Below are 26,529 nucleotides of genomic sequence, written 5' to 3'. Positions count from 1 at the left end.
CACCGCCGGGCGGGCACTCCGTACACTCCGTGACCGTGTTGACGCTGAAAGCCGGGCACCAGGTCGCCGGCCGCTACCTCCTCAAGGAACCCATCGGCAGAGGCGGGATGGGCGTCGTGTGGCAGGCCTGGGACGAGACGCTGAAGCGGATCGTCGCGGTCAAGTGCGCGCGCCCGGACGACGATCAGGCCGCCAGGAGACTGAAGAAAGAGGCGCAGTACGCCGCACGGCTGCACCACCCGAACATCGTGCCCGTCTTCGACTTCGTCGAGGAGAGGGAGGAGGGAGACGGGGAGGGCAGCGGGAGCGGCGAGGCCACCTGCTGGATCGTCATGGAGTACGTCCCCTCCCGCAGCCTCGCCCAACTCGTCGAGGCCGAGCTGCTGTCGCCCGAGGACGCCGGTTCCGTCGGCTGCCAGATAGCGGCCGCGCTCGCCAAGTCCCATGCCCTCGGCGTGGTGCACGGCGATGTCACCCCGGAGAACATCCTGGTCACCGAGGACGGCGTCGCCCGGCTGACCGACTTCGGCATCGCCCGCGCCCTGTGGAGCGATGTCACGCTGACGCACACGATCACCGCCGGGGTGGTGCGGGGCAAGCCCAAGTACCTCGCGCCCGAGCTGGCCAAGGGGCGGCCCGCGGACGAGAAGGCCGACGTGTTCTCGCTCGGCGCCAGCCTCTTCGCCGCCGTCGAGGGGCACTCGCCGTACGGCCAGGTCGACCACCCGATGGCCTACGTCGCCCGTGCCATCCAGGGCCATCTCGAACCCGCCGAACGCGCCGGCCGGCTCACCGACCCGCTGACCGCCCTGCTGGAGCTGGACGCCCGGCGCCGCCCCGACGCCGCCGAGGCCTACCGGCTGCTGACCCGGGCCGCCCCGCCGCCCCCCGAGGTGCAGAGCCGGCTGGTCGACCACAACACCCTCCACCTCGCCTCGCTCACCCTGCGGCTGCCGCGTGCCGTACGGCGTCGGCGGCGGCCCCTGGGCCTCGCGGCGGGGGCGCTGGCCGCGGCGATCGGGATCACGGCCGGGATCATCGGCCTGACCTGGGGCGACGACAAGGGCGCGGGGCCCGACCCGAAGCCCTCCGCCCCGGCCAGTGCGCACGCCGGCGCGATCGGCGACGTCTTCACGGCCGACCCCTGCGGGCTGCTGGACGCCGCCTCCATGAGCCGGTTCGGGAACACCGAGATCGACCCGGACTACGGCGAACTGGACCGCTGCGATGTGCTCGTGCTGAGCGACGACGGTGACGAACTGGCCGGCGTCGATCTCAACTTCTCCAGCGACGGCCGGCAGTTCGACGCCGGTGTGCCGATCCGGCGGGTCGGTAATGTCGAGGTCGCGAGCCTGACGCGGGCCGGCGACGACTGCGAGCGGTTCATCTCGACGTCCGACGGCCGCGGCATCTTCGTCGTCGGCACCCGGCGGGAGGCCGCCGCGCCCGACCCCTGCGCCCTGGCCGACGCCGCCACCGACCACGCCGTCGCAGTCCTCGACCAGGGCCCGGTGCCCCGGCGCCCCGCTCCCTGGCCCACCACCTCCCTGGCCCGGCTCAACGCCTGCCAGCTGCTCGACACCGCCGCGCTCAAGCGGCTGCCGGGCCTGCGGACACAGCCCTCGGACCACGGTTTCGCCGACTGGGAGTGCGACTGGTCGAGCGTGGACGGCGACCAGGCCTTCGTACAGCTGTCGTTCACCCGCGACAACCAGCTGGAGGACAACGGCGATCCGACGACCATCGCCGGCACCAAGAGCTACGTCTCGCCGGAGGAGGACGGCGAGCGCAGCTGCGCGGTCTACGTACCGCACCGCACCTACACCAACTCCGTCGGCGACGGCACGACCGAGCTGTTCCGGCTGACGGTGAGCGGGGAGCAGCCGACGGAGAAGGCGTGCGCGACGGCCGAGACGCTGTCCGCCATCGCACTGAGGAACATCCGCGACCGACTGCCGGAGGACAAGTGACCGTCGGCCACCGCGCCCAGGGACGCACCCGCCCCGCCCCCGGTGACGGCCGTACTCTCCCGCCCACCCACGGCAGCCTCGCCCGCGGCGCCTCTTCCCCCGTACCCGGCACGCTCTTCGCCCTCGCGCTCGGCGGTGGCATGACGCTGGGCCCGGGGGAGGGCCGTGAGGTGCTGTTCGGGCGCAACCGGCCCGAGGTGCACGTCTGTCTGGGTGAGGACGACCCCCAGGTCAGCCGTCATCACGGCACGCTCACCCATCGCGCCGGGCGCTGGTGGGTGAGCAACAGCGGGCGGCTGCCGATCCGTTGCGCGGCAGGAAGGCTGTTGTTCCGCGGCGAGGAACCACTCCCCCTGGACACCGGCTACACCCCGCTCTTCGCGGGCGGCTCGCGCGGCCGTGAGCATCTGCTGGAGGTCTTCGTCACCGACGCCGAGGGTGGCCAGCGGCGGCCCCGGCACGAGGACGTCACCCGGCCGCCCCGCGTCTGGACCCTCACCGACGCCGAGCGCCTCGCCCTGATCGCCCTCGGCCGCCGCTACCTCCTGCACGAACCCCGCCCCCAGCCCCTGACCTGGCGCCAGACGGCGGCCCAGCTCGCCGAGGTGCGGCCCGACGAGGGCTGGACGGACAAACGCGTCGAGCACCTGGTAAACGCCGTACGCCTACGCCTCTCCCGCGACGGCGTCCCCGGCCTGACCCGGGAGGAGGTCGGCGAGCCGGTCGGCAACTCCCTCAACGACCATCTGATCCGGGCCCTGCTGGCGTCGACGACGCTGGTGCCGATGGACCTGGCCGTGATCGACGGGGCGTGAGCCGCTGGCCGCCCGCTCGCCGGGTTTCCGCCGTCGCCCCCGAGGACCCCGTCGGCCGGGTCTGCGCCGTCGCCCCCGGGAACCCCGTCGGCCGCCCACCAGCCGGGCCTCCGCCGTAGCCCCCGAGGACCCCGCCCGCCGCGTCTCCGCGAACAGCCCCAGGGACCCCTCCCCTCCCGGCCCCCTACCCTCCCCCGCCATGACGACGACCACCTTCCGACGCCGCCTCGCCCCCACGGCCGTGGCGGCGCTGCTCGCGGCCCTGGCCGCCCTGCTGCCGCCCGAGGCAGCTGCCGCGCCGTCGCGGCTGGTCATCACCGAGGGCGGTACCGCCGAGCGCCCCGCCGTGTACCGGGGGCAGGGGCGCACCGTCGACGGCATCACCGTCGAGGCCGACCATGTGATCGTCGAGGGCTACACCGTGGACACGCCCGAGGCCCCCGGCATCGAGGTCACCGGTGACGACATCACCGTTCGCGGCAACACCGTGACCCGTCCGCACGGCGGCGACGGCGACGGGCTGCGCTTCTTCGGCGACGACCTGCGGATCCTGCGCAACACGATCCGGGGCACCTCCAACCGGCATGGCCACGCCGACTGCATGCAGACCTTCGCCGACGACACCCCGTCCAGCCGCCGGGTGCTGATCGAGGGCAACCGGTGCGAGGACATCGACAACATGTGCCTGATGGCCGAGGGCCCGAACGACGGTGAGGGCGACGGGCGGGGCCACACGTACGGCTTCACGATCAGGGACAACTACTGCGAGACCCTCAAGGCGTCGCAGACCCTGATGTTCGAGGACGTCCAGAACGCCACGATCACCGGCAACACCTTCGCCGCCGCCCCCGACCACGCGATCGGCCTCGCCATCGGCTCGACCGGCGCCCATGTCGAGGGGAACGAGGTCGATCCGCGGATCCGCTACGAGGTCGGCATCGACGAGTCCTCGCTGCCGGGCTACGAGGGGCCGGAGCCGGGTGGGGCGCCCTGAGATGACGCCGGGCTCGCCGGGGGTCACATGTGCACCACGGGTGCCGCCAGCAGCTCACCGCCACGGCCGAGACGCTGGCGGCGCTGGTGGTCAACGGGCTGCTGGCGACGGGGCCGGTGCCGCGCTAGCCGGCGTCTCGTGACCCCGCGGCCACCCCGAGGACATCGAGCATCGCCCGCGTCGCCGGGCTGGGGTTGAACCGGCTCCACACCAGGTACTCCAGCCGGTGCGGCCCGTCGAGCACGCGGACCAGGGCGAGTTCGGGGTCGTCGGCGGCCAGCGGGCGGGCGTACGCCGAAGGCAGCAGCGCGATGCCGAGTCCGCGTACGACCAGCCGGGAGATCAGCTCGACGACCCCCGCCTCGTAGGCGACGTCCCGGACCAGACCCGCGGCGGCGAAGGCCCGGTCGGACTGGGCGCGGGCGGGTGTCCCGGCCGCGAAGTCCACGAAGGTCTCCTCGGCGATCTCCCGCAGCGCGATCCGGGTGGCGCCCGCGAGCCGGTGACCGGCCGGCACGATCAGGGCGTGCTCGTCGTGATCGAGGACGAGGGCCTCCACACCGGACGGCCGTTCGCCCTCGGGCAACCCCAGGAAGGCGATGTCCAGTTCGCCGTCCCGGACCGCCGCGGCCAGCTCGTCGCTGCGTCCGGAACGCAGCACGACCCGCACATCCGGGTACCGCTCCCGATACCGCCGCAACAGCTCCGGTACGTCCACCGCGGCCGTGGTCACGATCACGCCCACCGCGAGCCGGCCCCGTACGACTCCGGTCGCGGCGGCGGCGTCGGCGACCGCGCGGTCGGCGGCGGCCAGGCACTCGCGCGCGGCGGCCACGAACGCCACTCCGGCGCTGGTCGCCTCGACGCGGCGGCTGGACCGGGCGAACAGCTTCACCCCGAGCTCCCGTTCCAGCGCGGCGATCCGGTGGCTGAGGGACGACTGCACCACGAAGCAGCGCTCCGCCGCGCGCGTGAAGTTACGGGTTTCGGCCACGGCGACGACGTAGCGCATCTGCTGGAGGTCCACGGATCGATCGTCACCGTTCATGGCTGCGATGACAACCATGTGTTGGAGTCATGGGGCGAGGCTGCGGAGACTGCTTCTCATGCATCCCTCGACCGAGCGGTCACCGGGCCCGCCGCGCAGCTCCCGTGCGCTGCCGCTGGCAACCGTCGCACTCACCGCCCTCGCCCCCGCGGCCTGGGGCACCACCTACGCCGTCACCACCGAACTCCTCCCGCCCGGCCACCCCATGTTCGCCGGGCTCGCCCGCGCCCTGCCCGCCGGACTGCTCGCCCTGGCCATCACCCGACTGCTGCCGCGCGGCGACTGGTGGTGGAAGGCCGGTGTCCTCGGCGCGCTCAACATCGGCACCATGTTCCCCCTGCTGTTCCTGGCCGCCGAACGCCTCCCCGGCGGTGTCGCCGCCACCCTCGGCGCCGCCCAGCCCCTCCTGGTCGCCGGGCTCGCCATCGGGGCGCTCCACGTCCGCCCGACGGTCTGGCGCTGGACCTGGGGCGTGCTCGGCGTGGCCGGGGTCGGACTCGTCGTGCTCGGTCCGGACGCCCGGCTGGACACCGTGGGGGTGCTCGCCGGTCTCGGCGGTACGACGGCCATGGCCTGCGGCACCGTCCTCACCAAGCGCTGGGGGCGACCTGCGGGCGTCGGCCCCCTGACCCTGGCCGGCTGGCAACTCACCTTCGGCGGCGTGCTGTTGCTCCCGCTCACCCTCGTGATCGAGGGGCTGCCGCCGAGTGTCGACACAGGGGCGGCGGCGGGCTACCTATGGCTCGGCAGCGTGGGCGGGCTGATCGCGTACACGCTGTGGTTCCGCGGCATAGGGAAGCTGTCGGTGGGCGCGTCGGCCCCGCTGGTGCTGCTGTCTCCGCTGGTCGCGGCCGTGGTCGGGCTGGGGCTGGGGGAGTCGCTGAGCGTCGTGCAGTGGGTCGGGTTCGCGGTGGCGTTGGCCGCGTTGCTGGCGGCGCAGTGGGAGGGGCGGGCGACGGTACCGGCAGTGGCGCCGGGATCGGGTTCGGGATCGGCGGATGCGGCGGTCGATGTGCCGGTCGTCATAGCTCGGAGGTAGCTGGCGGATCGCCATGCTGGGCGCCCAGGTGTTGTACCCGTAGCTATGGTGGACGGTAAGTGGACAGCAGTCCGGTACCGGGGGTGCCGTAGTGGAGGAGGACCCATGGGGTCGAGGAGCGACGCCCCTCAGCGTTCGGACGCGCAGCGCAACCGCGAGCGGATCCTGGAGGTCGCGCTGGCGGAGCTCTCGCGCTCCCCGGACGCCCCGCTGAGCCTGATCGCCAAGAAGGCGGGGGTGGGGCAGGGCACGTTCTACCGGAACTTCCCCGACCGTGAGGCCCTCGTCCTGGAGGTCCACCGCCAAGAGGTGCGGCAACTCACCGACAGCGCCGCGGAGTTGGTGCGGACGCGGGAACCCGACCGGGCGCTGCGCGAGTGGATGGACCGCCTCGCCGACTTCGCCATGGCCAAGTCCGGCCTGGCCGACGCCCTGCGGCAGGCCACCAGGGCGACGGGCGCCCCGGCCCGGCCGGGCTACGAGTTCGTCGTCGCCGCGATCGACCTCCTGCTCGACGCGTGCCGGGAGGCCGGCGCCATCCGTCCCGACGTCACCGCCGACGACTTCGTCCTCGCTATCGCCGGTATCTGGCAGATCGACCCCGAGGGGGAGTGGCGGGTGCGGTCGACGCGGCTGCTGGACATCGTGATGGACGGATTGCGGGCGGGGGCGAAGGGTGCCCGGGGCTGAGCGCGGCCTTGCTAAGCGGACAGCTGTCCGTTACGTTCTTTCTCGTAGCGGACAGCTGTCCGCTTAACGTGCCCCCTTCGGGAGGAAGCCCAGCATGAAACTGCTCATCCTCGGCGCGACCGGCCCCACCGGCCGCCATCTCACCGACCTGGCCCTGCGATCCGGCGACACCGTCACGGCCCTGGTGCGCAACCCGGCGGGCCTCGGTGACCTCGCCGAACGCGTCACCCCGGTCACCGGCGACGCCACCTCGCACCGCGATGTGTCCGCCGCGGCGGCCGGGCAGGACGTGATCCTCTCCGCGCTCGGCAGGGGCAACTCGGTGCGCGCGGACGGCCTGTTCACGCGGGCCGCGACGGCCGCGATCGACGGCGCCAGGGACGCCGGCGTCGCGCGCCTCGTCTGGCTCTCGTCCTTCGGCGTCGGCCACACCTTCGACTGGTCGAGCACCGCGCAGAAGCTGATCTACGGCACCCTGCTGCGGTCCCTCTACGCCGACAAGGCGATCGCCGACGAGGACATCCGCTCCAGCGGCCTCGACTGGACCGTCGTCCTGCCGACCAAGCTGACCCACGGCCCGGCCAAGGGCACCTTCCTCGCGGACGACCGGCTGCCGATGAAGGGCAACCCGTCGATCAGCAGGGCGGACGTGGCCGCGTTCATGCACCGGGCGGCGCACGGTGACGAGTGGAACCACCGCAGCCCGGTGATCACCGACTGACGGCTCACCGCTTTCCGATCGCCGTCTCGATGAGCGCCCGCAGCTGCTCGGCGGTCCGGTCCAGCGGCTCGGTGCTGCGCTTGGCCCGGCACATGGCCACGGTCCCCTCGACGGCCGCGACGACGAGCGTCGCCAGCTGAGCGGCCTGCTCGGGCTCGGCCCCGTGCTCCCGCAGCGACCCGGCCAGCAGCCCCTCCCACTCCTCGAACACCTCGGCCGCGGCCAGCAGGGCGGCCGGAGTCTCGTCGACGGGCGGTTCCTCGATGGATACGGCGAGGACGGGACACCCGGCCCGGAAGTCGGTGTCGACGACGATCCCGCGCCACAGATCAAGGAAGGCGAGCAGCCCGGCGACGGGCCCTGCCGCGAGCTCCTTGCGCAGACTCCGAGCCACCCACGCACCCGTGAAACGGACGGCCTCGGTGGCCAACTGCTGCTTGCCGTCCGGGAAGTAGTGATACGTCGAGCCGAGCGGCGCCTTGGCGTGCTTGGCCATCTCGCGGATGCTCGTCGCGTTGAGACCACGCCGGCTGATCATGTCGGCCGCACCGGCCACGATCCGCTCACGGGCTGTAGGGCTGGGCTTGCTCACGTACGCGGTCCCTTCCGACCCCACTGGCTATAACGGCCGTCATAGTCTAGCGTGACTGCCGCCTATAACGACTGTCATAGGGCGGAGAGGGGTGTGCCCGGGGTGTGCCCCTCACTGTCATAGATCAGAGAGAGGGGTATGCCCCCATGCCGATGATCCGGCTCACGGCCCCGGCCGGTGCCCTGACCGAACAGGGCCGCGACAGCGTCCAGCGGGACCTCGCCGCCGTACTGCTGCGCTGGGAGGGCGCGCCCGACACGGCGTTCTTCCGCGCCCAGGCCTGGAGCTACCTGGCCGAACTCCCGGCCGGCGCCCAGACCACCGCCGAGGACGACGACCCGCGCTTCCTGGTGGAGGTCACCGTCCCGCAGGGCGCCCTGTCCGAGCGCCGCAGGGCGGGCCTGGTGGAGGAGGCGACGAAGACGGTCCTGTCCGCGACCGGACTGTCCGCCGAGGAGGCCCTACGGGTGTGGGTCCTGGTGCACGAACAGCCCGACGGCACATGGGGAGCGGGCGGCTCGGTCATCCGCCACGCCGACCTGGTGGCGCTGGCCGCCGCGGGGACGAAGGGACAGCGGACCGATGCGTGAACTCACCTACGTGGCCCGCCGTACCGTCGAGTGGCGCGAGGCACCGGACCCGAGGCTCCAGTCGGACGGCGAGGCGATAGTCGCCCCGATCGCCGCGACCCCCTGCGACGTGGACTCGGCGATCCTGGCGGGCCACGGCTTCGTGGACCCACCGTTCGCGCTGGGCCACGAGTGCGTGGCAAGGGTGGTGGACGTGGGCGCCACAGTGACCGCGGTCGCCCCCGGCGACCTGGTGGTGGTCCCCTGGTCCATCAACTGCGGCACCTGCGACCGCTGCCGTGCGGGCCTGACCGCGCACTGCTCGACCGTCCCCTACATGGCGATGTACGGCGCCCCGATCGGCGGCACCTGGGGCGGCCTCTTCTCCGACCTGGTCCGAGTCCCGTACGCCGACGCGATGCTCGTCCCGCTCCCCACGGGGTTGGACCCGGTGGCGATGGCCTCGGCAAGCGACAACTGGTCCCTCGCCTGGCGCCTGGTGGCCCCCCACCTGGAGGCCCGCCCCGGCGCCCGGGTCCTGGTCGTGGCCCGCGGCAGTATCGGCCTCTACGTCTCCGACATCGCCCGCGCGCTGGGCGCCTCGGACGTCCTCTACGTCGACCCGGACCCCGAACACCGAGCGCTCGCCCGCGGCTACGGCGCCGCCACCGCCGACTCCCTGGACCCCCTCCCCCAGAACTACGACATCGCCGTCGAGGCCACCGGCCGCGTCGACCAACTCGCCCTCACCGTCAAGTGCCTGACCCCCGAGGCCATCTGCGAAAGCGCCGGCAACCACTTCCGCCCCGGCGAACTCCCCCTCCTCGACATGTACCTCACCGGCACCACCCTGCGCATCGCCCGCGACAACGTCCGCGCCCACATCCCCGACGCCCTGAAACTCGCCGCATCCGGCAAGGTCGCCCCCGAGAAGGTCGTCTCCCACATCATCGACTGGGAGAACCTGCCGACGGCCCTACCGGAGCAACACCTGAAGCCGGTGTTCGTACGCCGCGACGCCTAGCATTCGGCGCTCATCCGCTCCCGACACATGACGAAGGCGGGGTCCGAAAACCCCGCCCGAATCCACGGAAACCCCAGTTCAGCGCCGATCAGAGTCGATCAGGGCCACACCAGGCAATAAGGCTGATGCCCCGCCTCATGCAACCGATGGCTGAAGTCCTGCCACTCATGCAGCAGTTGGTACACATTGAACGCATCCCGGGGCCCACCCCGGTCCGGCACCGTCGACCAGATGAACGCGGCCGCGCCGACCGCTTCCTCTCCTATGCCCCGCAGCGGGTCCACCACCGTCATGGGCAGCTTGACCACCGCGTAGTCGGGGTGCAGGACCACGAGCTCCAGCGGGGGGACCTTGTGCAGTGGTACGCCCTCGATGCCCGTGAGGACCATCGCGGCCATCGTCTCCGGCTTGATCTTGGTGAACATGCCGTTCATGCCGAGCTCGTCGCCGCCCAGCTCCTCGGGGCGCATCGAGATCGGGACGCGGGCCGCGGTGGCGCCGTCCGGCGCGCCGAAGTACTTGTACGTCACCCCCACCCGACCACCATTCCTGCTCACCCTCAGCCGATCGCGTCGGTCGGCCCGCTCTGACTCGTCAGGTACACCCGGCATATCCGGTACTACGTGTTCCTTGCGCGCTTCGTTCGAATCCTCCGCGTCGCGTCGGTGCTTGCCTCGCCGGGCACGTCGAGGACCCAGGTCATCAGTCCCCTCGCCCAGCCCGCCACCGCGATGCATATCTCCACCCGACTGCTTTTCTAGGACGCGTGGCCCCCGCCGCGCAACCCGATCATCGTGTCAGTGACCTCCCCCACGGCCGCCCGCCGAAACGTGCGTTGAAACACCTGTCCGCGGGATCTTTTCAGTCCCCGACCACCACGCCCCGCATGAGCTGTGTGTATCACGTCCAGTCTCGCAGATCCCCGGCGAGGTGACGGGGGGTGAGGGGAGGACGGGAGGGGCGTGAGGGGGCGGGAAAGGGTGGCGGAGGGCGGGGGACGGGGGGTGTCCGGGGCCGGGGGCCGTAGCGGGCCGCTGGCGTCCTCGCCCCCTGGCCTACCCTGAGTAGGTCACTGGCAACCGGAGTCCGAGATCGTCGGAGTAGGTCAGAGAAGGTCGGAGTAGTCGCAGGTCATGAGCGAAGCGCCCTCTAATCAGGCTTCAGGGACGCCCTCCGCGGGAGCCCCTTATCCATACGATGCGCCTGCCTCGCAGGCTCTGTTCGACCGTGCGGCCGCCGTCACCCCCGGCGGCGTGAACTCCCCGGTGCGCGCCTTCCGCGCGGTCGGCGGCACGCCCCGGTTCATGGTGTCCGGCACCGGCCCGTACCTGACCGACGCCGACGGGCGTGAGTACGTCGACCTCGTCTGCTCCTGGGGGCCCATGATCCTCGGGCACTCCCACCCGGAGGTCATCGCCGCGGTCCAGGACGCCGTATCGCGCGGTACATCCTTCGGTACGCCGGGGGAGGGCGAGGTCCTGCTCGCCGAGGAGATCGTCGACCGTATCGAGCCCGTCGACCAGGTGCGGCTCGTCTCCAGCGGTACCGAGGCGACCATGTCGGCCATCCGGCTCGCCCGCGGGTTCACCCAGCGGTCCAAGGTGATCAAGTTCGCCGGGTGCTATCACGGCCATGTCGACTCGCTGCTCGCCGCGGCCGGGTCCGGGGTCGCCACCTTCGCGCTGCCCGACACCCCGGGCGTCACCGGTGCCCAGGCCGGCGACACCCTCGTGCTGCCGTACAACGACCTCGAGTCCGTGCACGAGGCCTTCCACCGCTACCCCGGTGAGATCGCCTGTGTGATCACCGAGGCCTCGCCCGGCAACATGGGCGTCGTCCCGCCGCGGCCCGGCTTCAACGAAGGGCTGAAGGATGCCTGTCAGAAGAACGGCGCCCTCTTCATCTCCGACGAGGTCATGACCGGGTTCCGGACCTCCCGCGCCGGGTGGTACGGCGTCGACGGGGTCAAGCCCGACCTCATGACCTTCGGCAAGGTCATGGGAGGCGGCTTCCCCGCCGCCGCCTTCGGTGGGCGCGCCGATGTCATGGGCCACCTGGCGCCCGCCGGGCCCGTCTACCAGGCCGGCACCCTCTCCGGGAACCCGATCGCCACCGCCGCGGGCCTCGCCCAGCTGCGGCTCCTCGACGAGGCCGCGTACGCCAAGGTCGACTCGGTGTCGGAGACCATCCGGTCCCTCGTCACCGAGGCCCTCACCAAGGAAGGCGTCGCGCACCGGCTGCAGAACGCCTCCAACATGTTCTCCGTCTTCTTCACGGACCGAGAGGTCCGCACCTACGAGGACGCCAAGCGGCAGGAATCCTTCCGCTTCAACGCCTTCTTCCACTCGATGCTGGCCCAGGGCGTCTATCTGCCGCCCTCGTCCTTCGAGTCCTGGTTCGTCTCCACGGCCCACGACGAGCAGGCGATCCAGCGCATCGCCGACGCCCTCCCGGCGGCGGCCCGAGCGGCGGCGGAGGCCACGGCGGAATGAGCAGCGAGATCATCAGTAACAGCAGCAGCGACGTCACTGTTGTCCACGTCATGCGGCACGGTGAGGTCGCCAATCCCGACGGGATTCTCTACGGCCGTCTGCCCGGCTACCACCTCTCCGAGCTCGGCCGGCAGATGGCCGACCGGGTCGCCGAGCATCTCGCCTCCCGTGATGTGACGTACGTCTGCGCCTCCCCGCTGGAGCGGGCGCAGGAGACGGCCACCCCCATCGCCAAGGCGCACGGCCTTGACCTCGCCACCGACGGGCGGCTCATCGAGGCCGGCAACGTCTTCCAGGGCAAGACCTTCGGCGTGGGCGACGGCGCGCTGAAGAAGCCGGCGAACTGGAAGCACCTGGTCAACCCGTTCCGGCCGTCCTGGGGTGAGCCGTACGTCGACCAGGTCGTCCGCATGATGGGGGCGCTCGACGCCGCCAAGGACGCGGCGCGCGGGCATGAGGCCGTGCTGGTCAGCCATCAGCTGCCGATCTGGATCGTGCGCTCCTACGCCGAGAAGCGGCGGCTGTGGCACGACCCGCGCAAGCGGCAGTGCACCCTCGCGTCCCTGACGACCTTCACGTACCAGGGCGACAAGATCGTGTCCGTCGGCTACACCGAGCCCGCCATCGACCTCGTGCCCGCGCATCTGCGGGCCGGCGCCAAGCCGGTGCAGGGGAAGGACAAGGCCTTCGGCGCCTAGGCGTCCAGACGTCCAGGCGTCCGGGACGCGTTACGCATTCGCCCACCTGACGCCCATGACACGTTTGTGACATTTGTTGCGAATCCTCCGTGATCCGGAGGAACCTCCCCGTTCGCCGTGCCCTCTGACTGGGTGACCACCCACAGAAGCACGACGGACGGGGCAGTAATGCGCAACTTCAGCCGAAGGGGAGTTCTCGGACTCGGTGCCGGAGCGGCCGCCGGCCTCGGACTCGCGGGGTGCGGCACGCTCACGTCGTCAGACGGGTCGAACCACTCCGGAGGTTCCACCGACGGCGCGGACAACAAGCCCGGCGCCCAGGCCGACCGCGCCCGCCCCATAGGCGACGGCTCCACGTCGTACACCGGCAAGCAGCCGAACCAGCCGGGCAAGCCCGAGCCGCTGGAGCCGGGACAGGAGCCCCCGCAGTTCGTCGTGTTCTCCTGGGACGGTGCCGGCGAGGTCGGCAACGGCCTCTTCCCGCGCTTCCTCGAACTCGCCAAGGAGAACGAGGCGCACATGACCTTCTTCCTCTCCGGGCTGTATCTGCTGCCCGAGAGCAAGAAGCGGCTCTACGACCCGCCGAACAACCCGCGCGGCGCCTCCGACATCGGCTACCTCACCGACGAGCACATCAAGGCGACGCTGAAGGGCGTGCGCCAGGCCTGGCTCGACGGCCATGAGATAGGCACCCACTTCAACGGCCACTTCTGCGGCGGCACCGGCACCGTCGGCAACTGGACCCCGCAGCAGTGGCGCAGCGAGATCGACCAGGCCAAGTCCTTCGTCAAGGAGTGGCGAACCAACTCAGGCTGGACCGATCTGCCCTCGCTCCCCTTCGACTACGACAAGGAGCTCGTCGGCGGCCGCACGCCCTGCCTCCTCGGCCAGGACAACCTCCTGCCCACCGCCAAGGAACTGGGCTGGCGCTACGACGCCTCCTCGCCGGGCGGGCGTCAGGTGTGGCCCACGAAGAAGCAGGGGGTGTGGGATCTGCCGTTGCAGCAGATACCTTTCCCCGGACGTTCGTTCGAGGTCCTCTCCATGGACTACAACATGCTCGCCAACCAGTCGGTCAACTCCACGAACGCCCCCAGCCACAACTACCCGGGCTGGCGCGAGCAGTCGGCGCAGGCGTACATCCAGGGCTTCAAGCGGGCATACGAGACAAACCGCGCCCCCTTCTTCATAGGCAACCACTTCGAGCAGTGGAACGGCGGCATCTACATGGACGCCGTCGAGGAGGCCCTCAAGCACATCGCACGCGAGAAGGAGAAGGGCGCCGACATCCGCCTCGTCTCCTTCCGGCAGTTCGTGGACTGGATGGACGTACAGAAGCCGGATGTTCTGGACAAGCTCCGCACTCTGGACGTCGGCCAGCAGCCCGCCGGGGGCTGGAAGTCCTTCACCAGGGGCGGCTCTTCCATGAGCACTCAAAACGCTGCCTGAAATGCGGGTTTACGTCCGGGAGGGGGGTGCGCAAGATCCCCGGAACGGGCATGCGAAACTTTTCACATGAGTGCCGCCCGTCGCGCCCGTAGCCGTACCGCCCTGCTCGCCGTCACCAGCACCGCAGCCGCCGCGCTGGCCCTGTCCGCGTGCACCTCGGGCGGTACGTCCGGTGGCGGCGGCGACACCAACTTCGTCACCGGTAACAACGGCATCGACACCGCCACCCAGGGCAAGCGCGCCGCGGCGCCGGACCTGTCCGGCGAGACCATCGACGGCAAGCAACTCGACACCGCCACCTATAAGGGCAAGATCCTCGTCATCAACGTGTGGGGATCGTGGTGCCCGCCCTGCCGCGCCGAGGCGAAGAACTTCCAGACCGTCTACGACGACGTCAAGGACCAGGGCGTCGAGTTCGTCGGCATCAACACTCGTGACACCAGCACCACCCCCGCGAAGGCCTTCGAGAAGGAGTTCGGGGTCACCTACCCGAGCCTGTACGACCCCACGGGCAAGCAGATGCTCCGCTTCGGCAAGGGCACGCTCAACCCGCAGGCGATCCCCTCCACGCTCGTCATCGACCGGGACGGCAAGATCGCCGCACGTGCGCTGCAGCCGCTGAGCGAGGAACGGCTGCGCAGCATGATCAAGCCCGTCCTCGCGGAGAAGTGACGTGAGCGCTGTCACCCTGCTCGCCGACGGGCCGAACCAGACGGTGATGAGCGGCGCCCTGCTGCTCGCGCTGCCGATCGCCCTGCTCGCCGGACTCGTCTCCTTCTTCTCTCCCTGCGTTCTGCCGCTGGTGCCCGGCTATCTCTCCTACGTCACCGGCGTCAGCGGTACCGATCTGGCCGAGGCCCGGCGGGGCCGGATGGTCGCCGGTGCCTCCTTGTTCGTGATCGGGTTCACCGTCGTGTTCGTCTCCGGCGGGGCGCTGTTCGGCTTCTGGGGCGAGACCCTTCAGGCGAACAAGGATGTTCTGACGAAGGTCCTCGGTGTCCTCATGGTCCTCATGGGCCTCTTCTACATGGGCCTGATGCCCTGGCTCACCCAGCGGGAGTTCCGCTTCCACACCAGGCCGGCCACCGGGCTGGTCGGCGCTCCGCTGCTCGGCGCCCTCTTCGGGATCGGCTGGACGCCCTGTCTCGGGCCCACCCTCTCCTCCGTGACGATCCTCGCGGCCAACCAGGGCAGCGCGGGCCGGGGCGCCCTACTCACCGTCGCCTACTGCCTCGGCCTTGGTCTCCCCTTCGTGCTCGCTGCCGTAGCCTTCCGCAAGGCCCTCGGTGCCTTCGCCTGGGTCAAGCGGCACTACGTCTGGGTGATGCGGATCGGCGGCATCATGATGATCGCGACCGGCGCGCTGCTGCTGACCGGCGCCTGGGACCGCATCGTGCAGGAGATGCAGGTCTGGTCCAATGGCTTCACTGTGGGGATCTGATCGATGAGCAACACGACCGACAAGGCCGCCCCCGCCGCCGGTGAGGAGGACCTGGACGCCGCCGGCTCCCAGCTCTCCACCGCCCCCACCGAGGAAGCGCCGGGTCTGCCGTCCCTCGGAGTCATCGGCTGGGCCCGCTGGTTCTGGCGGCAGCTGACCTCGATGCGGGTCGCTCTGCTGCTGCTCCTGCTGCTGTCGCTCGGCGCGATCCCCGGCTCGCTCATCCCGCAGACCGGCATCGACGAGATGAAGGTCGCCGAGTTCCGCAAGGCCCATGAGACCCTCGCGCCGATCTACGACAAGCTCGGCCTCTTCAACGTCTACAGCTCGGTGTGGTTCTCCGCGATCTACATCCTGCTCTTTGTCTCCCTCATCGGCTGTATCGTCCCGCGCACCTGGCAGTTCGTCGGCCAGCTGCGGGGCCGTCCGCCAGGCGCACCCAAGCGGCTGACCCGGCTGCCCGCCTACACCACCTGGCGCACCGAGGCCGAGCCCGAGGAGGTCCGCGCCGCCGCGCTCGCCCTGCTGAAGAAGCGCCGCTTCCGTGCCCACGCCTCCGGCGATGCCGTCGCCGCGGAGAAGGGCTATCTGCGTGAGGTCGGCAACCTCGCCTTCCATATCGCGCTGATCGTGATGCTGATCGCCTTCGCCTGGGGCCAGCTCTTCAAGTCCGAGGGCAACAAGCTGATCGTCGAGGGCGACGGCTTCTCCAACACCCTCACCCAGTACGACGACTTCAAGTCCGGCAGTCTCTTCAGCCAGGACGACCTCGACCCGTTCAGCTTCCAGGTGAAGAATTTCGTCGGCACCTACGAGGCATCCGGCCCCAACCGGGGCACCCCGCGTGTCTACAAGGCGGACGTCACCTACAGCGTGGGCGCCGACGGCAAGGAGCGGAAGTCCACCATCAAGGTCAACGAGCCGCTGGAGATCGGTGACTCGAAGGTCTACCTCGTCAGCCATGGCTACGCTCCCGTCATCACGATCCGCGACGGCAAGGGCACCGTCGTCTACAGCGACGCCGCACCCCTCCTTCCTCTCGACGGAAATGTCACCTCCACCGGTGCGATCAAGGTCATGGACGGCTACCGCAACGCCAAGGGCGAGCGGGAGCAACTCGGCTTCCAGGCCTTCTTCCTGCCCACCTACGTCAAGGGCAACGAACTGGCCTCGCAGTTCCCCGCACTGCTGAACCCGGTGCTGAACCTGGAGGCCTACCACGGCGACCTCGGTGTGGACGCGGGTATCCCACAGAGCGTGTACCAGCTGGACAAGAAGAACCTGAAGGGCTTCAAGGACGCCAAGGGCAAGCAGGTCAGGGAGAACCTGAAACCCGGCGAGACCATGAAGCTCCCGAACGGCGCCGGCACGATCACCTTCGAGAAGGAGATCAAGGAGTGGGCCGGCTTCCAGGTCGCCCGCCAGCCCGGCAGCGGCTGGGCCCTCGCCGGTTCCCTCGCCGCGATCTTCGGTCTCGCCGCCTCCCTGTTCATCCAGCGCCGCCGTGTGTGGGTGCGGGCCACCACCGGCGCCGACGGTGTCACGGTCGTCGAGATGGCCGGCCTCGGCCGCAGCGAGTCCGCCAAGGTGCCCGAGGAGCTCGGTGATCTCGCCGCGATCCTGTACGAGCAGGCGCCGGGGGCAGCCGACCCCGACGACGACCCCGCAGAATCCGAAGCTTCCCCCGACCCTCAAGTCGACCCCCAAGTCGCACCCGCCGAAGGGGCTGAGACCAAGTGACTCTCGCCGCCGCGACCGAGCTGGCCGCCGCCACCAACGAAAACCTCGCGAACATCAGCAACACGCTGATCTACTCGTCGATGGCCGTCTACACCCTGGCCTTCTTCGCCTACATCGCCGAATGGCTCCTCGGCAGCCGCAGCAAGGTCGGCCGCACGGCCGCCGCGCTCACCCCGGCCAAGGCCAAGAAGGCCGAGGCACCCGCCGTCACCGTGAAGAAGGGCGGCTCCACGGCCGTACTGGAACGGCCGAAGGTCGTCGTGCGGGCCACGGCCGGGCAGCGGGACGTGCCGGACGGGCCCGGGGCACACGGGGGTGACGCGCAGGGCGACCTCTACGGGCGTATCGCCATCTCGCTCACCGTCCTCGCCTTCCTGATCGAGTTCGGTGGGGTGCTCACACGGGCCCTGTCGGTCGAGCGGGCGCCGTGGGGCAACATGTACGAGTTCAACATCACCTTCTCCACGGTCGCCGTCGGTGTGTACCTCGCACTGCTGGCCCTGAAGAAGAACGTGCGCTGGCTGGGGCTGTTCCTGGTCACCACGGTCCTCCTCGATCTCGGCCTCGCCGTCACTGTCTTGTACACCGCCAGCGACCAGTTGGTTCCCGCCCTTCACTCGTACTGGCTGTACATCCACGTCTCCACGGCGATCTTCTGCGGCGCGGTGTTCTACGTCGGCGCCGTCTCGACGCTGCTCTACCTCTTCAAGGACAGCTACGAGAACAAGCTCGCGAACGGCGGCACCCCCGGCCGTTTCGCGAACTCCGTCCTGGACCGGCTCCCCGCCTCGGCGTCCCTCGACAAGTTCTCGTACCGCGTCAACGCGGCCGTCTTCCCGCTGTGGACGTTCACGATCATCGCGGGCGCCATCTGGGCGGGCGACGCCTGGGGCCGCTACTGGGGCTGGGACCCCAAGGAGACCTGGTCCTTCATCACCTGGGTCGCCTACGCCTGCTACCTGCACGCCCGCGCCACGGCCGGCTGGAAGGGCCGCAAGGCCGCCTACCTGGCCCTCATCGCCTTCGGCTGCTGGCTGTTCAACTACTACGGCGTGAACATCTTCGTCTCGGGCAAGCACTCGTACGCCGGGGTGTGACCGCCCCGGCCGGTCCGTAAGCGTGTGACAAAGGCCCCGGCCGGGGCCAGGCTGGTGTCATGACCGGTTCCATCGAGCAGGGCACCAGCCAGACCCACGGGAACACGCACATCCTGCATTTCCTGGTGCGGCTTCCCCGCCCCATGGACGCGGTCTGGCCCCGGCTCGCCACCCCGGAGGGCCTCACGGCCTGGTGCACCCCGGTCGACACCCTCGAACCACGCCTCGGGGGCGCGATCGACCTGCGGGACCTCGGCGGCGGGCGGATCACCGCCTGGGACGTGGACCGGGTCGCCGAGTACACGGTGGAGGGCGGCCGGATCCGCTTTCACCTGGAACGGGACGGCGACGACGGGACCGCGCTCCGCTTCACCCATGAGTTCCAGGGCGAGGCGGAGACGGAGCAGCGCTGGCGGGCCCGCTTCGAGCGGCTGATCGAGGTGCTGGAGAGCCCCTGAAGCGGCCCACGGGAGACCTACGCCGTCGAGGCGATGATGTCCCGCAGCCGCTCCACGTACAGCCGCATGTTCTTCTGCGCGACATCGGTGTCCGGGTAGCGCCCCGCGAACCACAGGCCCTCGTGGAGCCTGGTGACCCAGGCGCACAGCTGGTCGCCGTAGGACACCCTGATCAGGCCGCTCGCCTTCTGCCGGACCCAGTGCTCGGAGCCGGGGATGTCGCGGGTGTCCACGTAGGAGACGGTCGAGTAGAGGTCGGGCGAGGTGGGACGGAAGTCCGTGCCGAGCAGTCTGAGGACCCGGGGGAGCGGCATGCGGGCCATGTGGCGGTTGGCGTGCAGCGCGTCACGGGCCGTCCGCAGTGCGGTGGGGAGGTCGCGGGCCTCGGTCATGGGGATCTCGACGGGGGCGCCGCCCACGTACCAGCCCACGGAGTCCGACCACCGTGACTTCACCCGGGTGTGGAAGGGCACGACCGTGCGGTAGACGGGTTGTCCGCCGATCTCGTGGACGATGAGGGCGGTGGCGGCCAGCACCCCGACCGCGCTGCCACCGTAGGGGCGGCAGTAGGCCTCGAAGGCGGCGGCGGCGTCCGGGTCGGTGAGCGGTTCGCACACGAGCTTCTGAGTCGGCAGCGGGCCCTCGGGATCCAGGCCGAGGTCGACCGGAAAGGCCGGCGGCTTCCCGCCGCAGCGGCGGATGAACTCCCGCCAGCGGGCGACGATGTCGTGGCTCTCGTCGATCCGGTCGGCGTCCGTCCGCTCGATCTCGCAGAAGTCGACATAACTGCCGGCCGGCGAGGGCTCCATGTCCCGGCCCGAGGAACCCGCCGCGTACAGCTCGTGGATCGCCGCGGGGATGCGGTAGATGGAGTAGGCGTCGACATTGCTGTGGTCGAAGGCCATGTACACGCTGGTGGAGTCGTCGCGTACGACGGCGGTGTAGATCAGGTTCGGCCAGCGCAGCGCGTCCGCCGTGGCGTCGAAGCGGTCCTGGAGATGCCGCACCAGGTCCTCGGGATCGGTGAAGTCGCCCACCTCGGTGCGCTGCAGGGACACCGCGTCCGCGTCGAGCGTGAACCGGCGCATCCCGTCGCCGCTCTCGCCGGTCCAGCGGAAGCCGCTGCGCAGCGTCTCGTGCCGCAGCGTCCAGCGGCGCAGCGCCTCCTCCAGCGCGTCGAGGTCGGCCCGGCCCGCGATGTCGAAGGCGGCGCCGATCCACGTCGGCGCGAACATGCCGTCGTCCCGCATGGTCCGGGCCGTCCTGAGATGCGACTCCTGGTTGTACGCCGGTGGCCTGGAGTCCTCCGGCAGGCCCGTCGCCGTCGCGATGGTCGCCGAGCTGAGCGTCCATTCGACGAGTCGCCCGGGCCGGACGTCGCAGCGCTGGATGTCAGTGATTCGCACGGGCGGCTCCATTCACGGCAGGGGCACCCGAAAGGGTGGTATCCCGCCCAACGAGGCAACCCATACTCAGAAACGGTTCGCCGATCAGCCGAATCACCGGCCCCCGGCCGGATCAGTCGACGGTGATCGAGTCCAGTTGCCGGCGCAGATACACATGCGAGTCGACCGGTTCGTACGCCACCCGCCCCACCGGCGCGGGCACCGACTCCACGCGCGTGCCGGGAGTGCACTCCCCGAAGTACACCAGTGACATCAGTTCCTCGGCGGGCGCGTCCGCGGGCGGCGGCAGCACCCGGTGCCGTCCCGACCGCCACCGGTCACCGGTCCAGCGGGCCATCAGATCACCGATGTTGATGGTGAAGGCCTCCGGGTCGTAGGGCGCGTCCTCCCAGCCGCCGTCGTCCGTGTAGACCTGCAGCCCGCCCTTGCCGGCCTGCCGGTCGAGGACCGTCACCGTGCCGAAGTCGGTGTGCGGTCCGATACGGAACTGGCCGGGCTCCGGGTCACCGAGGACCTCCCTCGCCGGATACCAGTTGATGTTGAAGCCGTACGTCGGGCGGTCCATGTGCCGGGTGAAGAAGTCGGGTTCGAGGCCGAGGGCCTCGCCGAGCAGGGAGAGCAGCCGGTTCTCCAGCTCGCCCATGCGCGCGAGGTACTCCTCGACCAGCGCCCTCAGCTCGGGCACCTCGCCGGGCCAGACGTTCGGCGCGTACCACTCGGCGTTGACCGCCGGGTCCTCGAAGGGCTCGTGCGTCGCGAAGCTCAGCGACTCCTTGAGGTCGGGCGGGGTCTCGGTGCCCTCCGCGTACCCGTTGGCCTCCGCGCCGGGCCCGAGCCAGCCGCGTCCGCCGACCTTCACCGCGTACGCCTCCTTGGCGTCGGCGGGGAGCGTGAAGAAGGCTCGGGCGGCGGTGCGGATACGGGCGCGCAGGGCGGGGTCCACGCCGTGCCCGGTGACCAGGAGGAAACCGGCGGTCTGCAGGGCCTCGTCGACGGTGCGGGCGATGGCCGCGCGGGTCTCGGCGTCGCCGCTCACCCAGGGGCGGAGGTCGATCGTGGGGATACGGGGTTCAGGCACCGATGTCCTCGTTCCAGAGAGCCGGGTTCTTCTCGATGAAGTCGCGCATCAACGCGACGCACTCGGGGTCGTCCAGGAGCACGATCTCCACACCGTGCTCGGCCAGCCAGTCGTGCCCGCCCCGGAAGGTGACGGCCTCGCCGATCACCACCCGGGAGATGCCGAACTGCCGGACCAGTCCGGAGCAGTACCAGCACGGCGAGAGCGTGGTGACCATCGTCGTGCCGCGGTACGTCCGCTGCCGTCCCGCGGCCCTGAAGGCGGCCGTCTCCGCGTGCATGGAGGGGTCCCCGTCCTGCACCCGCCGATTGCGTCCCCGCCCCAGCGGCACCCCGTCGGCCCCGTACAGCGCGGCGCCGATCGGGATGCCGCCCTCCGCCAGCCCGGCCCTGGCCTCCGCGAGGGCGGTGCCGAGCAGGCCGTGTGCCTCTGTCCGACCCATGCCCTCACTCTCCAGTGACGGGAGTGCCATGGCAACGGCGGACGGGGGTGAGCCGGCTCAGCGGCGGAGCGTGACCAGGCTCTCGCCGTTGAACGGGGCGAAGCAGGTCACCGTGTCCGGGGTGCGCAGGGTGTCGTCCTCGGCGAACAGCCGCCGCGCCTCCTCGTGGGACACCTCGCCGCACACGACGGGGGAGACACGGTCGTACAGCTCACGGGCCGCGTCCGACAGCGGCTGCCCGGGCTCGCCGTCGTCCTCGCCCCAGACGTCCCACAGCAGGGTCTCCACCTTGTTGAGCGCCGCGAGGTCGAGCCGGACGTTGCCCGCGACGAACCGCTCTCCCCAGAACGGCCCCTCCTGCGGCGGATGGAGCCCGAACGCCCTGTGGTCGGCGCCGCCTTCGCGGATCGCCCGCCAGGCCTCGCCCGCGACCAGGAAACGGTCGCGCGGTACGTCCATCGGGTCGAAGTCGACATGCCAGTTCCCGGTGATCGCCGGGTCGGCGAGCTGGGCGTCGGCGAGGAGCCAGGCGCCGCGCTTGTCGTCCCAGTACTCGGTGACGACATGGTCGACATGGAAGTCGTCCGAGCCGTCTTTCCTGAAGTAGTCGGCGAAGCCGGACCGGATACGCGCCGGGACGCCCATGTGGCGCAGGAACGAGCAGTGCAGCAGGGCGAAGTCCCGGCAGACGCCGACGAACCGGTCGCCGGTCGCGCGCCGTCGGCCGAGCGGGGCGTCGTCGCGGTCGACGAGGATCCGCAGGATGTCGTCGACGTAGCGGGTCTCGGCGTCGTTGTGAAGCCGGTCCGTGGGGTGGGTGTGGCCGAACAGCTCGCCCTCTCCGCGATGGATCATCAGATCGCGTACGACACGGGCGAGTCCGGCCGGATCGGCCGGCAGACCGGCGTACCGGGACACCAGGTCGCCGGGGTCGGAGAACGGGCTCTGGGCGACGTAGAAGGCGGAGGCGGGGGGAGGGGCAGGGGTGGCAGTCACGGCTGTACTCCCAGGGGGCATCGACCACGCGTTCGATTGCGGGGCGGTGCACCTCACCGTGTCAAAATTCGCCGCGAATTGTCCAGGGTCCGGCAGTTGACCGGAGCCCTGGTACCGAGGTGACGTCCGGTCAGGGCTCGTCGCGCTTGTTCTTGTCGTCGTCCTCGTCCGTGGACTTGTCGTCGTCGCCCAGGGACTTCAGGAAGTCGGGGTTGTCGTCCGGCGCGACCCACTGCCGGCCCTTGCCGCCGCGGTCCCGTACGCCGGACCAACCCTCCGCCGCGGGGCTGCGCTTCTTGCCCGCGATCAGCCAGGAGATCGAGCCGACCAGCGGGAACACCAGCACGAGGATCGCCCACAGCGGCTTGGGCATGTGGCGGATGTCCTCCTCCTTCGTGCTGATGCAGTCGATGAACGCGTACACGCTCAGCGCCAGTGGCACGAGGAACATCAGCACCCGGAGCATGGGTCCTCTCCAGCGAAACGGTCGTCGGGCCGGGGGCGCGGCCCCCGGGTTCAGGGCCAGGGTAGCCGCTCGGGGATACTTGACCCCATGGCTTACGACGATCTTCGTTCCCTGCTCAGGGCGCTGGAGCGCGAGGGCGACCTCAAGCGTGTCAAGGCTGAGGTCGATCCATATCTGGAGGTCGGGGAGATCGTCGACCGGGTACAGAAGTCCGGCGGTCCCGCGCTGCTCTTCGAAAACGTGAAGGGCTCCTCGATGCCCCTCGCGATGAATGTCTTCGGCACCGACCGACGGCTGCTCAAGGCCCTCGGCCTGAAGTCGTACGGCGACATCTCCGACAAGATCGGCGGGCTGCTCAAGCCCGAGCTGCCGCACGGCTTCGTCGGTGTGCGCGAGGCCTTCGGCAAGCTCGGCGCGATGACGCACGTGCCGCCGAAGAAGGCCAAGGAAGGGCCCGTCCAGGAGGTCGTGCTCACGGGCGACGACGTCGACCTCGACCAGCTGCCCGCCCTCTTCACCTGGCCCAAGGACGGCGGCTCCTTCTTCAACCTGGGGCTCACCCACACCAAGGACCCGGAGACGGGCGTACGGAATCTGGGCCTTTACCGCCTCCAACGCCACGACAAGCGCACCATCGGCATGCACTGGCAGATCCACAAGGACAGCCGGAACCACTACCAGGTGGCGGCGCGGAGGGGCGAGCGGCTGCCGGTCGCGATCGCCTTCGGCTGCCCGCCCGCCGTGACGTACGCCTCCACCGCCCCGCTTCCCGGTGACATCGACGAGTATCTGTTCGCCGGCTTCGTCGCGGGCAAGCGGATCGAGATGGTCGACTGCAAGACCGTCCCGCTCCAGGTGCCGGCGCATGCCGAGGTCGTGCTGGAGGGCTGGCTGGAGCCGGGGGAGATGCTCCCGGAGGGCCCCTTCGGCGACCACACCGGCTTCTACACCCCGCAGGAACCCTTCCCCGCGCTGAAGATCGACTGCGTCACGATGCGCCGCCGACCCCTCCTCCAGTCGATCGTCGTAGGCCGCCCCCCGACGGAGGACGGACCCCTCGGCCGTGCGACGGAACGCTTCTTCCTCCCCCTGCTGAAGATCATCGTCCCGGACATCGTGGACTACCACCTGCCGGAGTCCGGCGGCTTCCACAACTGCGCCATCGTCTCGATCGACAAGAAGTACCCCAAGCACGCCCAGAAGACGATGCACGCGATCTGGGGCGCGCACATGATGTCCCTGACCAAGCTGATCGTCGTCGTCGACTCCGACTGCGACGTCCACGATCTGCACGAGGTCTCCTGGCGGGCCCTCGGCAACACCGACTACGCCCGTGACCTCACGGTCGTCGAAGGCCCCGTCGACCATCTCGACCACGCCTCCTACCAGCAGTTCTGGGGCGGCAAGGCGGGCATCGACGCGACGAAGAAGTGGCCCGAGGAGGGCTACACGCGCGACGGCGGCTGGCCGGACATGGTGGAGTCCGACCCCGAGACGGCGGCGAAGGTCGACCGCCGCTGGAAGGAGTACGGACTGTGAGCAGCGCCTCCGCCGCGATTCCGCAGCCAGGACGCACCAAGGCGTTCCTCCGCCTCGTCATGATCGAGCACTCGGTGTTCGCGCTGCCCTTCGCGTACACCGCCGCGCTGACGGCCATGTTCCAGCTGGACCGGAACATCCACTGGGGCCGGCTGCTCCTGGTGACGATCTGCATGGTCGGCCTGCGGACCTTCGCGATGGCCGTCAACCGGATCATCGACCGCGAGATCGACGCGCGGAACCCCCGGACCGCGCATCGCGAGCTGGTCACCGGCGCGATGTCGGTCCGGCACGCCTGGACGGGCGCCCTGATCGCCCTGGTGATCTTCCTGGGCTCGGCGGCCCTGCTGAACCCCCTGTGCCTGGCCCTCGCCCCCATCGCCGTGATCCCGATGGTGGTGTACCCGTACGGCAAGCGGTTCACGAACTTCCCGCAGGCCATCCTGGGTCTCGCCCAGGCGATGGGCCCGGTCGGCGGCTGGCTGGCCATCACCGGCACCTGGTCCTGGGACGCGGTGATCCTCGGCCTCGCCGTCGGCATCTGGATCGGCGGCTTCGACCTGATCTACGCCTGCCAGGACGTCGACACCGACCGCGAGGTCGGCGTGATGTCGGTGCCGGCCCGCTTCGGCATCCCGGCAGCGATCTGGGGAGCACGGGTCTGCCACGCCGTCACCACGGCCCTGTTCGCCTGGTACGCCCTCGCCACCGACGCGGGCGCCTTCTTCTGGCTGGGCCTGCTGATCGTCGCCGGCGCGTTCGTGTACGAGCACTCGATCGTCCGGCCCCATGACCTGTCCCGCCTCAACAGGGCGTTCTTCAGCGTCAACGGGTTCATCGGGATCGCCCTGTTCGTGTGCGCGCTGCTGGATCTGCTGGTGCGGGGGCTGACGGTTTAGCGGGAGGCCGGCCGCCACGGCGAAGGCCAAGCCGGTAGTGCCGCCCCGGCGGGCGTATGCCTTTCCGGAACCCCAGACACGGACCGGTCCTGAACGTCCCCCCGCCCGCCGGTAGGCTCAGGGTGTGAACGCAGGAGAAACGCAGCGAGTGCCTTGGATCGTGGGGGTTTCCGGGGCGTCCGGTACCCCATACGCCGCCGCCGTGCTGCGTGCGCTCCTTGACGCCGGGGAGAGCGTCGACCTGGTCGTCAGCCGGGCGTCGCGGCTCACCCTGCTGGACGAGACGGGGATCTCCTTCCGGGACGCCCACTGGCAGGACGACCTGCGGGAGTGGCTCGCCCGGGGCGCCGACGGCAAGCCCGGCACCTTCGACGTGGACATCGAGGGCGTCCGGTACTGGAACGCCGGGGACCTCGCGGCCGGGCCGTCCTCGGGGTCGTATCGCACCAAGGGCATGCTGATCGTGCCCGCGTCCACCGCCGGTGTCGCCGGAGTGGCCCTCGGGCTGTCCAAGGACCTGCTGCAGCGGGCGGCGAGCGTGACCCTGAAGGAGGGGCGCCCCCTGGTCGTCGCCGTGCGGGAGACGCCCCTGAACGGGCAGATGCTGCGCCACCTCGTGACACTGGACGACGCGGGCGCGAGCGTCGTACCCGCCTCGCCCGCCTTCTACGCGGGAGCCACCCACATCCAGGACCTGGTGGACTTCGTCGCCGGACGCGTCCTCGACGCGGCGGGCGTCGAGCACCGGCTCTACCGCCGCTGGAAGGGCGAACTGGGCGGAGGCGCCCGGACCGACTGAGCGGCACACCACCGCATCACGCGGCTGCAGTAGCACTCATCACTTCAAGGCTCAGTTCAGCAAGTAC

At 70.4% G+C, this 26,529-nt stretch carries 27 protein-coding genes; 19 read left to right on the top strand and 8 right to left on the bottom strand.

The genetic code is table 11. The features are described 5' to 3' along the window. Positions 1-35 precede the first annotated feature (35 nt). The 3 genes from IE325_RS33045 (at position 36) to IE325_RS33035 (ending at position 3,779) form a co-directional block, all read left to right on the top strand. Positions 36-1,970, top strand: coding sequence for a serine/threonine-protein kinase (locus tag IE325_RS33045; RefSeq protein WP_229912170.1), 1,935 nt, complete (start codon positions 36-38; stop codon positions 1,968-1,970). After that, entirely contained in the window at positions 1,967-2,785 is an 819-nt protein-coding gene (locus tag IE325_RS33040) for an FHA domain-containing protein (protein ID WP_190073785.1), read from the top strand. The genes IE325_RS33045 and IE325_RS33040 overlap by 4 nt, the downstream gene beginning before the upstream one ends. Before the next feature lie 199 nt (positions 2,786-2,984). Next, positions 2,985-3,779 carry a right-handed parallel beta-helix repeat-containing protein gene (locus tag IE325_RS33035; RefSeq protein WP_190073784.1) on the top strand — a complete coding sequence of 265 codons (795 nt, stop codon included), beginning with the start codon at positions 2,985-2,987 and terminating at the stop codon, positions 3,777-3,779. A gap of 124 nt (positions 3,780-3,903) precedes the next feature. On the opposite strand, the gene IE325_RS33030 is transcribed toward IE325_RS33035, so the two are convergent. Beyond that, positions 3,904-4,806: a LysR family transcriptional regulator gene (locus IE325_RS33030; RefSeq protein WP_190073835.1), complete on the bottom strand. Its 903-nt coding sequence runs from the start codon at positions 4,804-4,806 to the stop codon at positions 3,904-3,906. Between the two features lie 79 nt (positions 4,807-4,885). Here IE325_RS33030 and IE325_RS33025 point away from each other — a divergent pair, with 79 nt between their 5' ends. From IE325_RS33025 to IE325_RS33015, 3 genes are all read left to right on the top strand, one after another. Next, positions 4,886-5,866, top strand: coding sequence for an EamA family transporter (locus tag IE325_RS33025; RefSeq protein WP_190073783.1), 981 nt, complete (start codon positions 4,886-4,888; stop codon positions 5,864-5,866). Between the two features lie 105 nt (positions 5,867-5,971). Next, positions 5,972-6,556 carry a TetR/AcrR family transcriptional regulator gene (locus IE325_RS33020; RefSeq protein WP_190073782.1) on the top strand — a complete coding sequence of 195 codons (585 nt, stop codon included), beginning with the start codon at positions 5,972-5,974 and terminating at the stop codon, positions 6,554-6,556. A gap of 94 nt (positions 6,557-6,650) precedes the next feature. Continuing rightward, complete coding sequence (locus tag IE325_RS33015) at positions 6,651-7,277, top strand: NAD(P)-dependent oxidoreductase (protein ID WP_190073781.1); 627 nt, start codon at positions 6,651-6,653, stop codon at positions 7,275-7,277. 4 nt (positions 7,278-7,281) lie between these two features. On the opposite strand, the gene IE325_RS33010 is transcribed toward IE325_RS33015, so the two are convergent. Then, the gene (locus tag IE325_RS33010; RefSeq protein ID WP_190073780.1) at positions 7,282-7,869 is read right to left on the bottom strand and encodes a TetR/AcrR family transcriptional regulator; all 588 of its coding nucleotides are present in this window, start codon (positions 7,867-7,869) and stop codon (positions 7,282-7,284) included. A gap of 146 nt (positions 7,870-8,015) precedes the next feature. Between IE325_RS33010 and IE325_RS33005 the strand changes: the two genes are divergently transcribed. After that, positions 8,016-8,459 (top strand): tautomerase family protein, encoded by a 444-nt coding sequence (locus tag IE325_RS33005; RefSeq protein ID WP_190073779.1) that lies wholly within the window; start codon positions 8,016-8,018, stop codon positions 8,457-8,459. Further along, entirely contained in the window at positions 8,452-9,462 is a 1,011-nt protein-coding gene (locus IE325_RS33000) for a zinc-dependent alcohol dehydrogenase (protein WP_190073778.1), read from the top strand. The genes IE325_RS33005 and IE325_RS33000 overlap by 8 nt, the downstream gene beginning before the upstream one ends. A 98-nt stretch (positions 9,463-9,560) precedes the next feature. Here IE325_RS33000 and IE325_RS32995 read toward each other — a convergent pair whose 3' ends face one another. Beyond that, positions 9,561-9,998 carry a hypothetical protein gene (locus tag IE325_RS32995; protein ID WP_003974483.1) on the bottom strand — a complete coding sequence of 146 codons (438 nt, stop codon included), beginning with the start codon at positions 9,996-9,998 and terminating at the stop codon, positions 9,561-9,563. Between the two features lie 597 nt (positions 9,999-10,595). Between IE325_RS32995 and hemL the strand changes: the two genes are divergently transcribed. The 8 genes from hemL to IE325_RS32955 all read left to right on the top strand — a co-directional run bounded on the left by hemL (position 10,596) and on the right by IE325_RS32955 (position 18,837). Next, complete coding sequence (hemL, locus tag IE325_RS32990) at positions 10,596-11,954, top strand: glutamate-1-semialdehyde 2,1-aminomutase (RefSeq protein WP_190073777.1); 1,359 nt, start codon at positions 10,596-10,598, stop codon at positions 11,952-11,954. Then, positions 11,951-12,652 carry a histidine phosphatase family protein gene (locus IE325_RS32985; RefSeq protein WP_190073776.1) on the top strand — a complete coding sequence of 234 codons (702 nt, stop codon included), beginning with the start codon at positions 11,951-11,953 and terminating at the stop codon, positions 12,650-12,652. The genes hemL and IE325_RS32985 overlap by 4 nt, the downstream gene beginning before the upstream one ends. A gap of 168 nt (positions 12,653-12,820) precedes the next feature. Continuing rightward, a complete protein-coding gene (locus tag IE325_RS32980) occupies positions 12,821-14,101 on the top strand; it encodes a polysaccharide deacetylase family protein (RefSeq protein ID WP_190073834.1) in 1,281 nt (426 codons plus the stop codon). Positions 14,102-14,167: 66 nt separating this feature from the next. Next, entirely contained in the window at positions 14,168-14,773 is a 606-nt protein-coding gene (locus tag IE325_RS32975) for a TlpA family protein disulfide reductase (RefSeq protein WP_190073775.1), read from the top strand. A gap of 46 nt (positions 14,774-14,819) precedes the next feature. Next, positions 14,820-15,542: a cytochrome c biogenesis CcdA family protein gene (locus IE325_RS32970; protein WP_190073833.1), complete on the top strand. Its 723-nt coding sequence runs from the start codon at positions 14,820-14,822 to the stop codon at positions 15,540-15,542. A gap of 3 nt (positions 15,543-15,545) precedes the next feature. Continuing rightward, positions 15,546-17,282 carry a cytochrome c biogenesis protein ResB gene (resB, locus tag IE325_RS32965; protein ID WP_190073774.1) on the top strand — a complete coding sequence of 579 codons (1,737 nt, stop codon included), beginning with the start codon at positions 15,546-15,548 and terminating at the stop codon, positions 17,280-17,282. Further along, entirely contained in the window at positions 17,279-18,379 is a 1,101-nt protein-coding gene (gene ccsB, locus IE325_RS32960; RefSeq protein WP_190073773.1) for a c-type cytochrome biogenesis protein CcsB, read from the top strand. Before resB ends, ccsB begins: the two co-directional genes overlap by 4 nt. A gap of 59 nt (positions 18,380-18,438) precedes the next feature. Beyond that, positions 18,439-18,837 (top strand): SRPBCC domain-containing protein, encoded by a 399-nt coding sequence (locus IE325_RS32955; protein WP_190073772.1) that lies wholly within the window; start codon positions 18,439-18,441, stop codon positions 18,835-18,837. Between the two features lie 17 nt (positions 18,838-18,854). On the opposite strand, the gene IE325_RS32950 is transcribed toward IE325_RS32955, so the two are convergent. From IE325_RS32950 to IE325_RS32930, 5 genes are all read right to left on the bottom strand, one after another. After that, positions 18,855-20,243: a condensation domain-containing protein gene (locus IE325_RS32950; RefSeq protein WP_190073771.1), complete on the bottom strand. Its 1,389-nt coding sequence runs from the start codon at positions 20,241-20,243 to the stop codon at positions 18,855-18,857. Positions 20,244-20,355: 112 nt separating this feature from the next. After that, entirely contained in the window at positions 20,356-21,321 is a 966-nt protein-coding gene (locus IE325_RS32945) for an isopenicillin N synthase family dioxygenase (protein WP_190073770.1), read from the bottom strand. Then, complete coding sequence (locus tag IE325_RS32940; protein ID WP_190073769.1) at positions 21,314-21,763, bottom strand: nucleoside deaminase; 450 nt, start codon at positions 21,761-21,763, stop codon at positions 21,314-21,316. Before IE325_RS32940 ends, IE325_RS32945 begins: the two co-directional genes overlap by 8 nt. Positions 21,764-21,820: 57 nt before the next feature. Continuing rightward, positions 21,821-22,759 carry a transglutaminase-like domain-containing protein gene (locus IE325_RS32935; protein WP_229912169.1) on the bottom strand — a complete coding sequence of 313 codons (939 nt, stop codon included), beginning with the start codon at positions 22,757-22,759 and terminating at the stop codon, positions 21,821-21,823. Between the two features lie 130 nt (positions 22,760-22,889). Then, positions 22,890-23,225 carry a PLD nuclease N-terminal domain-containing protein gene (locus IE325_RS32930; RefSeq protein WP_190073767.1) on the bottom strand — a complete coding sequence of 112 codons (336 nt, stop codon included), beginning with the start codon at positions 23,223-23,225 and terminating at the stop codon, positions 22,890-22,892. 87 nt (positions 23,226-23,312) lie between these two features. Between IE325_RS32930 and IE325_RS32925 the strand changes: the two genes are divergently transcribed. The 3 genes from IE325_RS32925 to IE325_RS32915 all read left to right on the top strand — a co-directional run bounded on the left by IE325_RS32925 (position 23,313) and on the right by IE325_RS32915 (position 26,462). Further along, positions 23,313-24,764: a menaquinone biosynthesis decarboxylase gene (locus IE325_RS32925; protein ID WP_190073766.1), complete on the top strand. Its 1,452-nt coding sequence runs from the start codon at positions 23,313-23,315 to the stop codon at positions 24,762-24,764. Continuing rightward, positions 24,761-25,663: a menaquinone biosynthesis prenyltransferase MqnP gene (gene mqnP / locus IE325_RS32920; protein ID WP_190073765.1), complete on the top strand. Its 903-nt coding sequence runs from the start codon at positions 24,761-24,763 to the stop codon at positions 25,661-25,663. The genes IE325_RS32925 and mqnP overlap by 4 nt, the downstream gene beginning before the upstream one ends. Positions 25,664-25,811: 148 nt before the next feature. Next, positions 25,812-26,462 (top strand): UbiX family flavin prenyltransferase, encoded by a 651-nt coding sequence (locus tag IE325_RS32915; RefSeq protein ID WP_190073764.1) that lies wholly within the window; start codon positions 25,812-25,814, stop codon positions 26,460-26,462. The last annotated feature ends 67 nt before the right edge of the window (positions 26,463-26,529 follow it).

The organism is Streptomyces lanatus (assembly GCF_014655715.1).
GTDB classification, from domain to species: Bacteria; Actinomycetota; Actinomycetes; order Streptomycetales; family Streptomycetaceae; genus Streptomyces; species Streptomyces lanatus.
The sequence above is the reverse complement of the archived record's forward strand: the minus strand, read 5'-3'. Positions and strand labels throughout refer to the sequence as shown.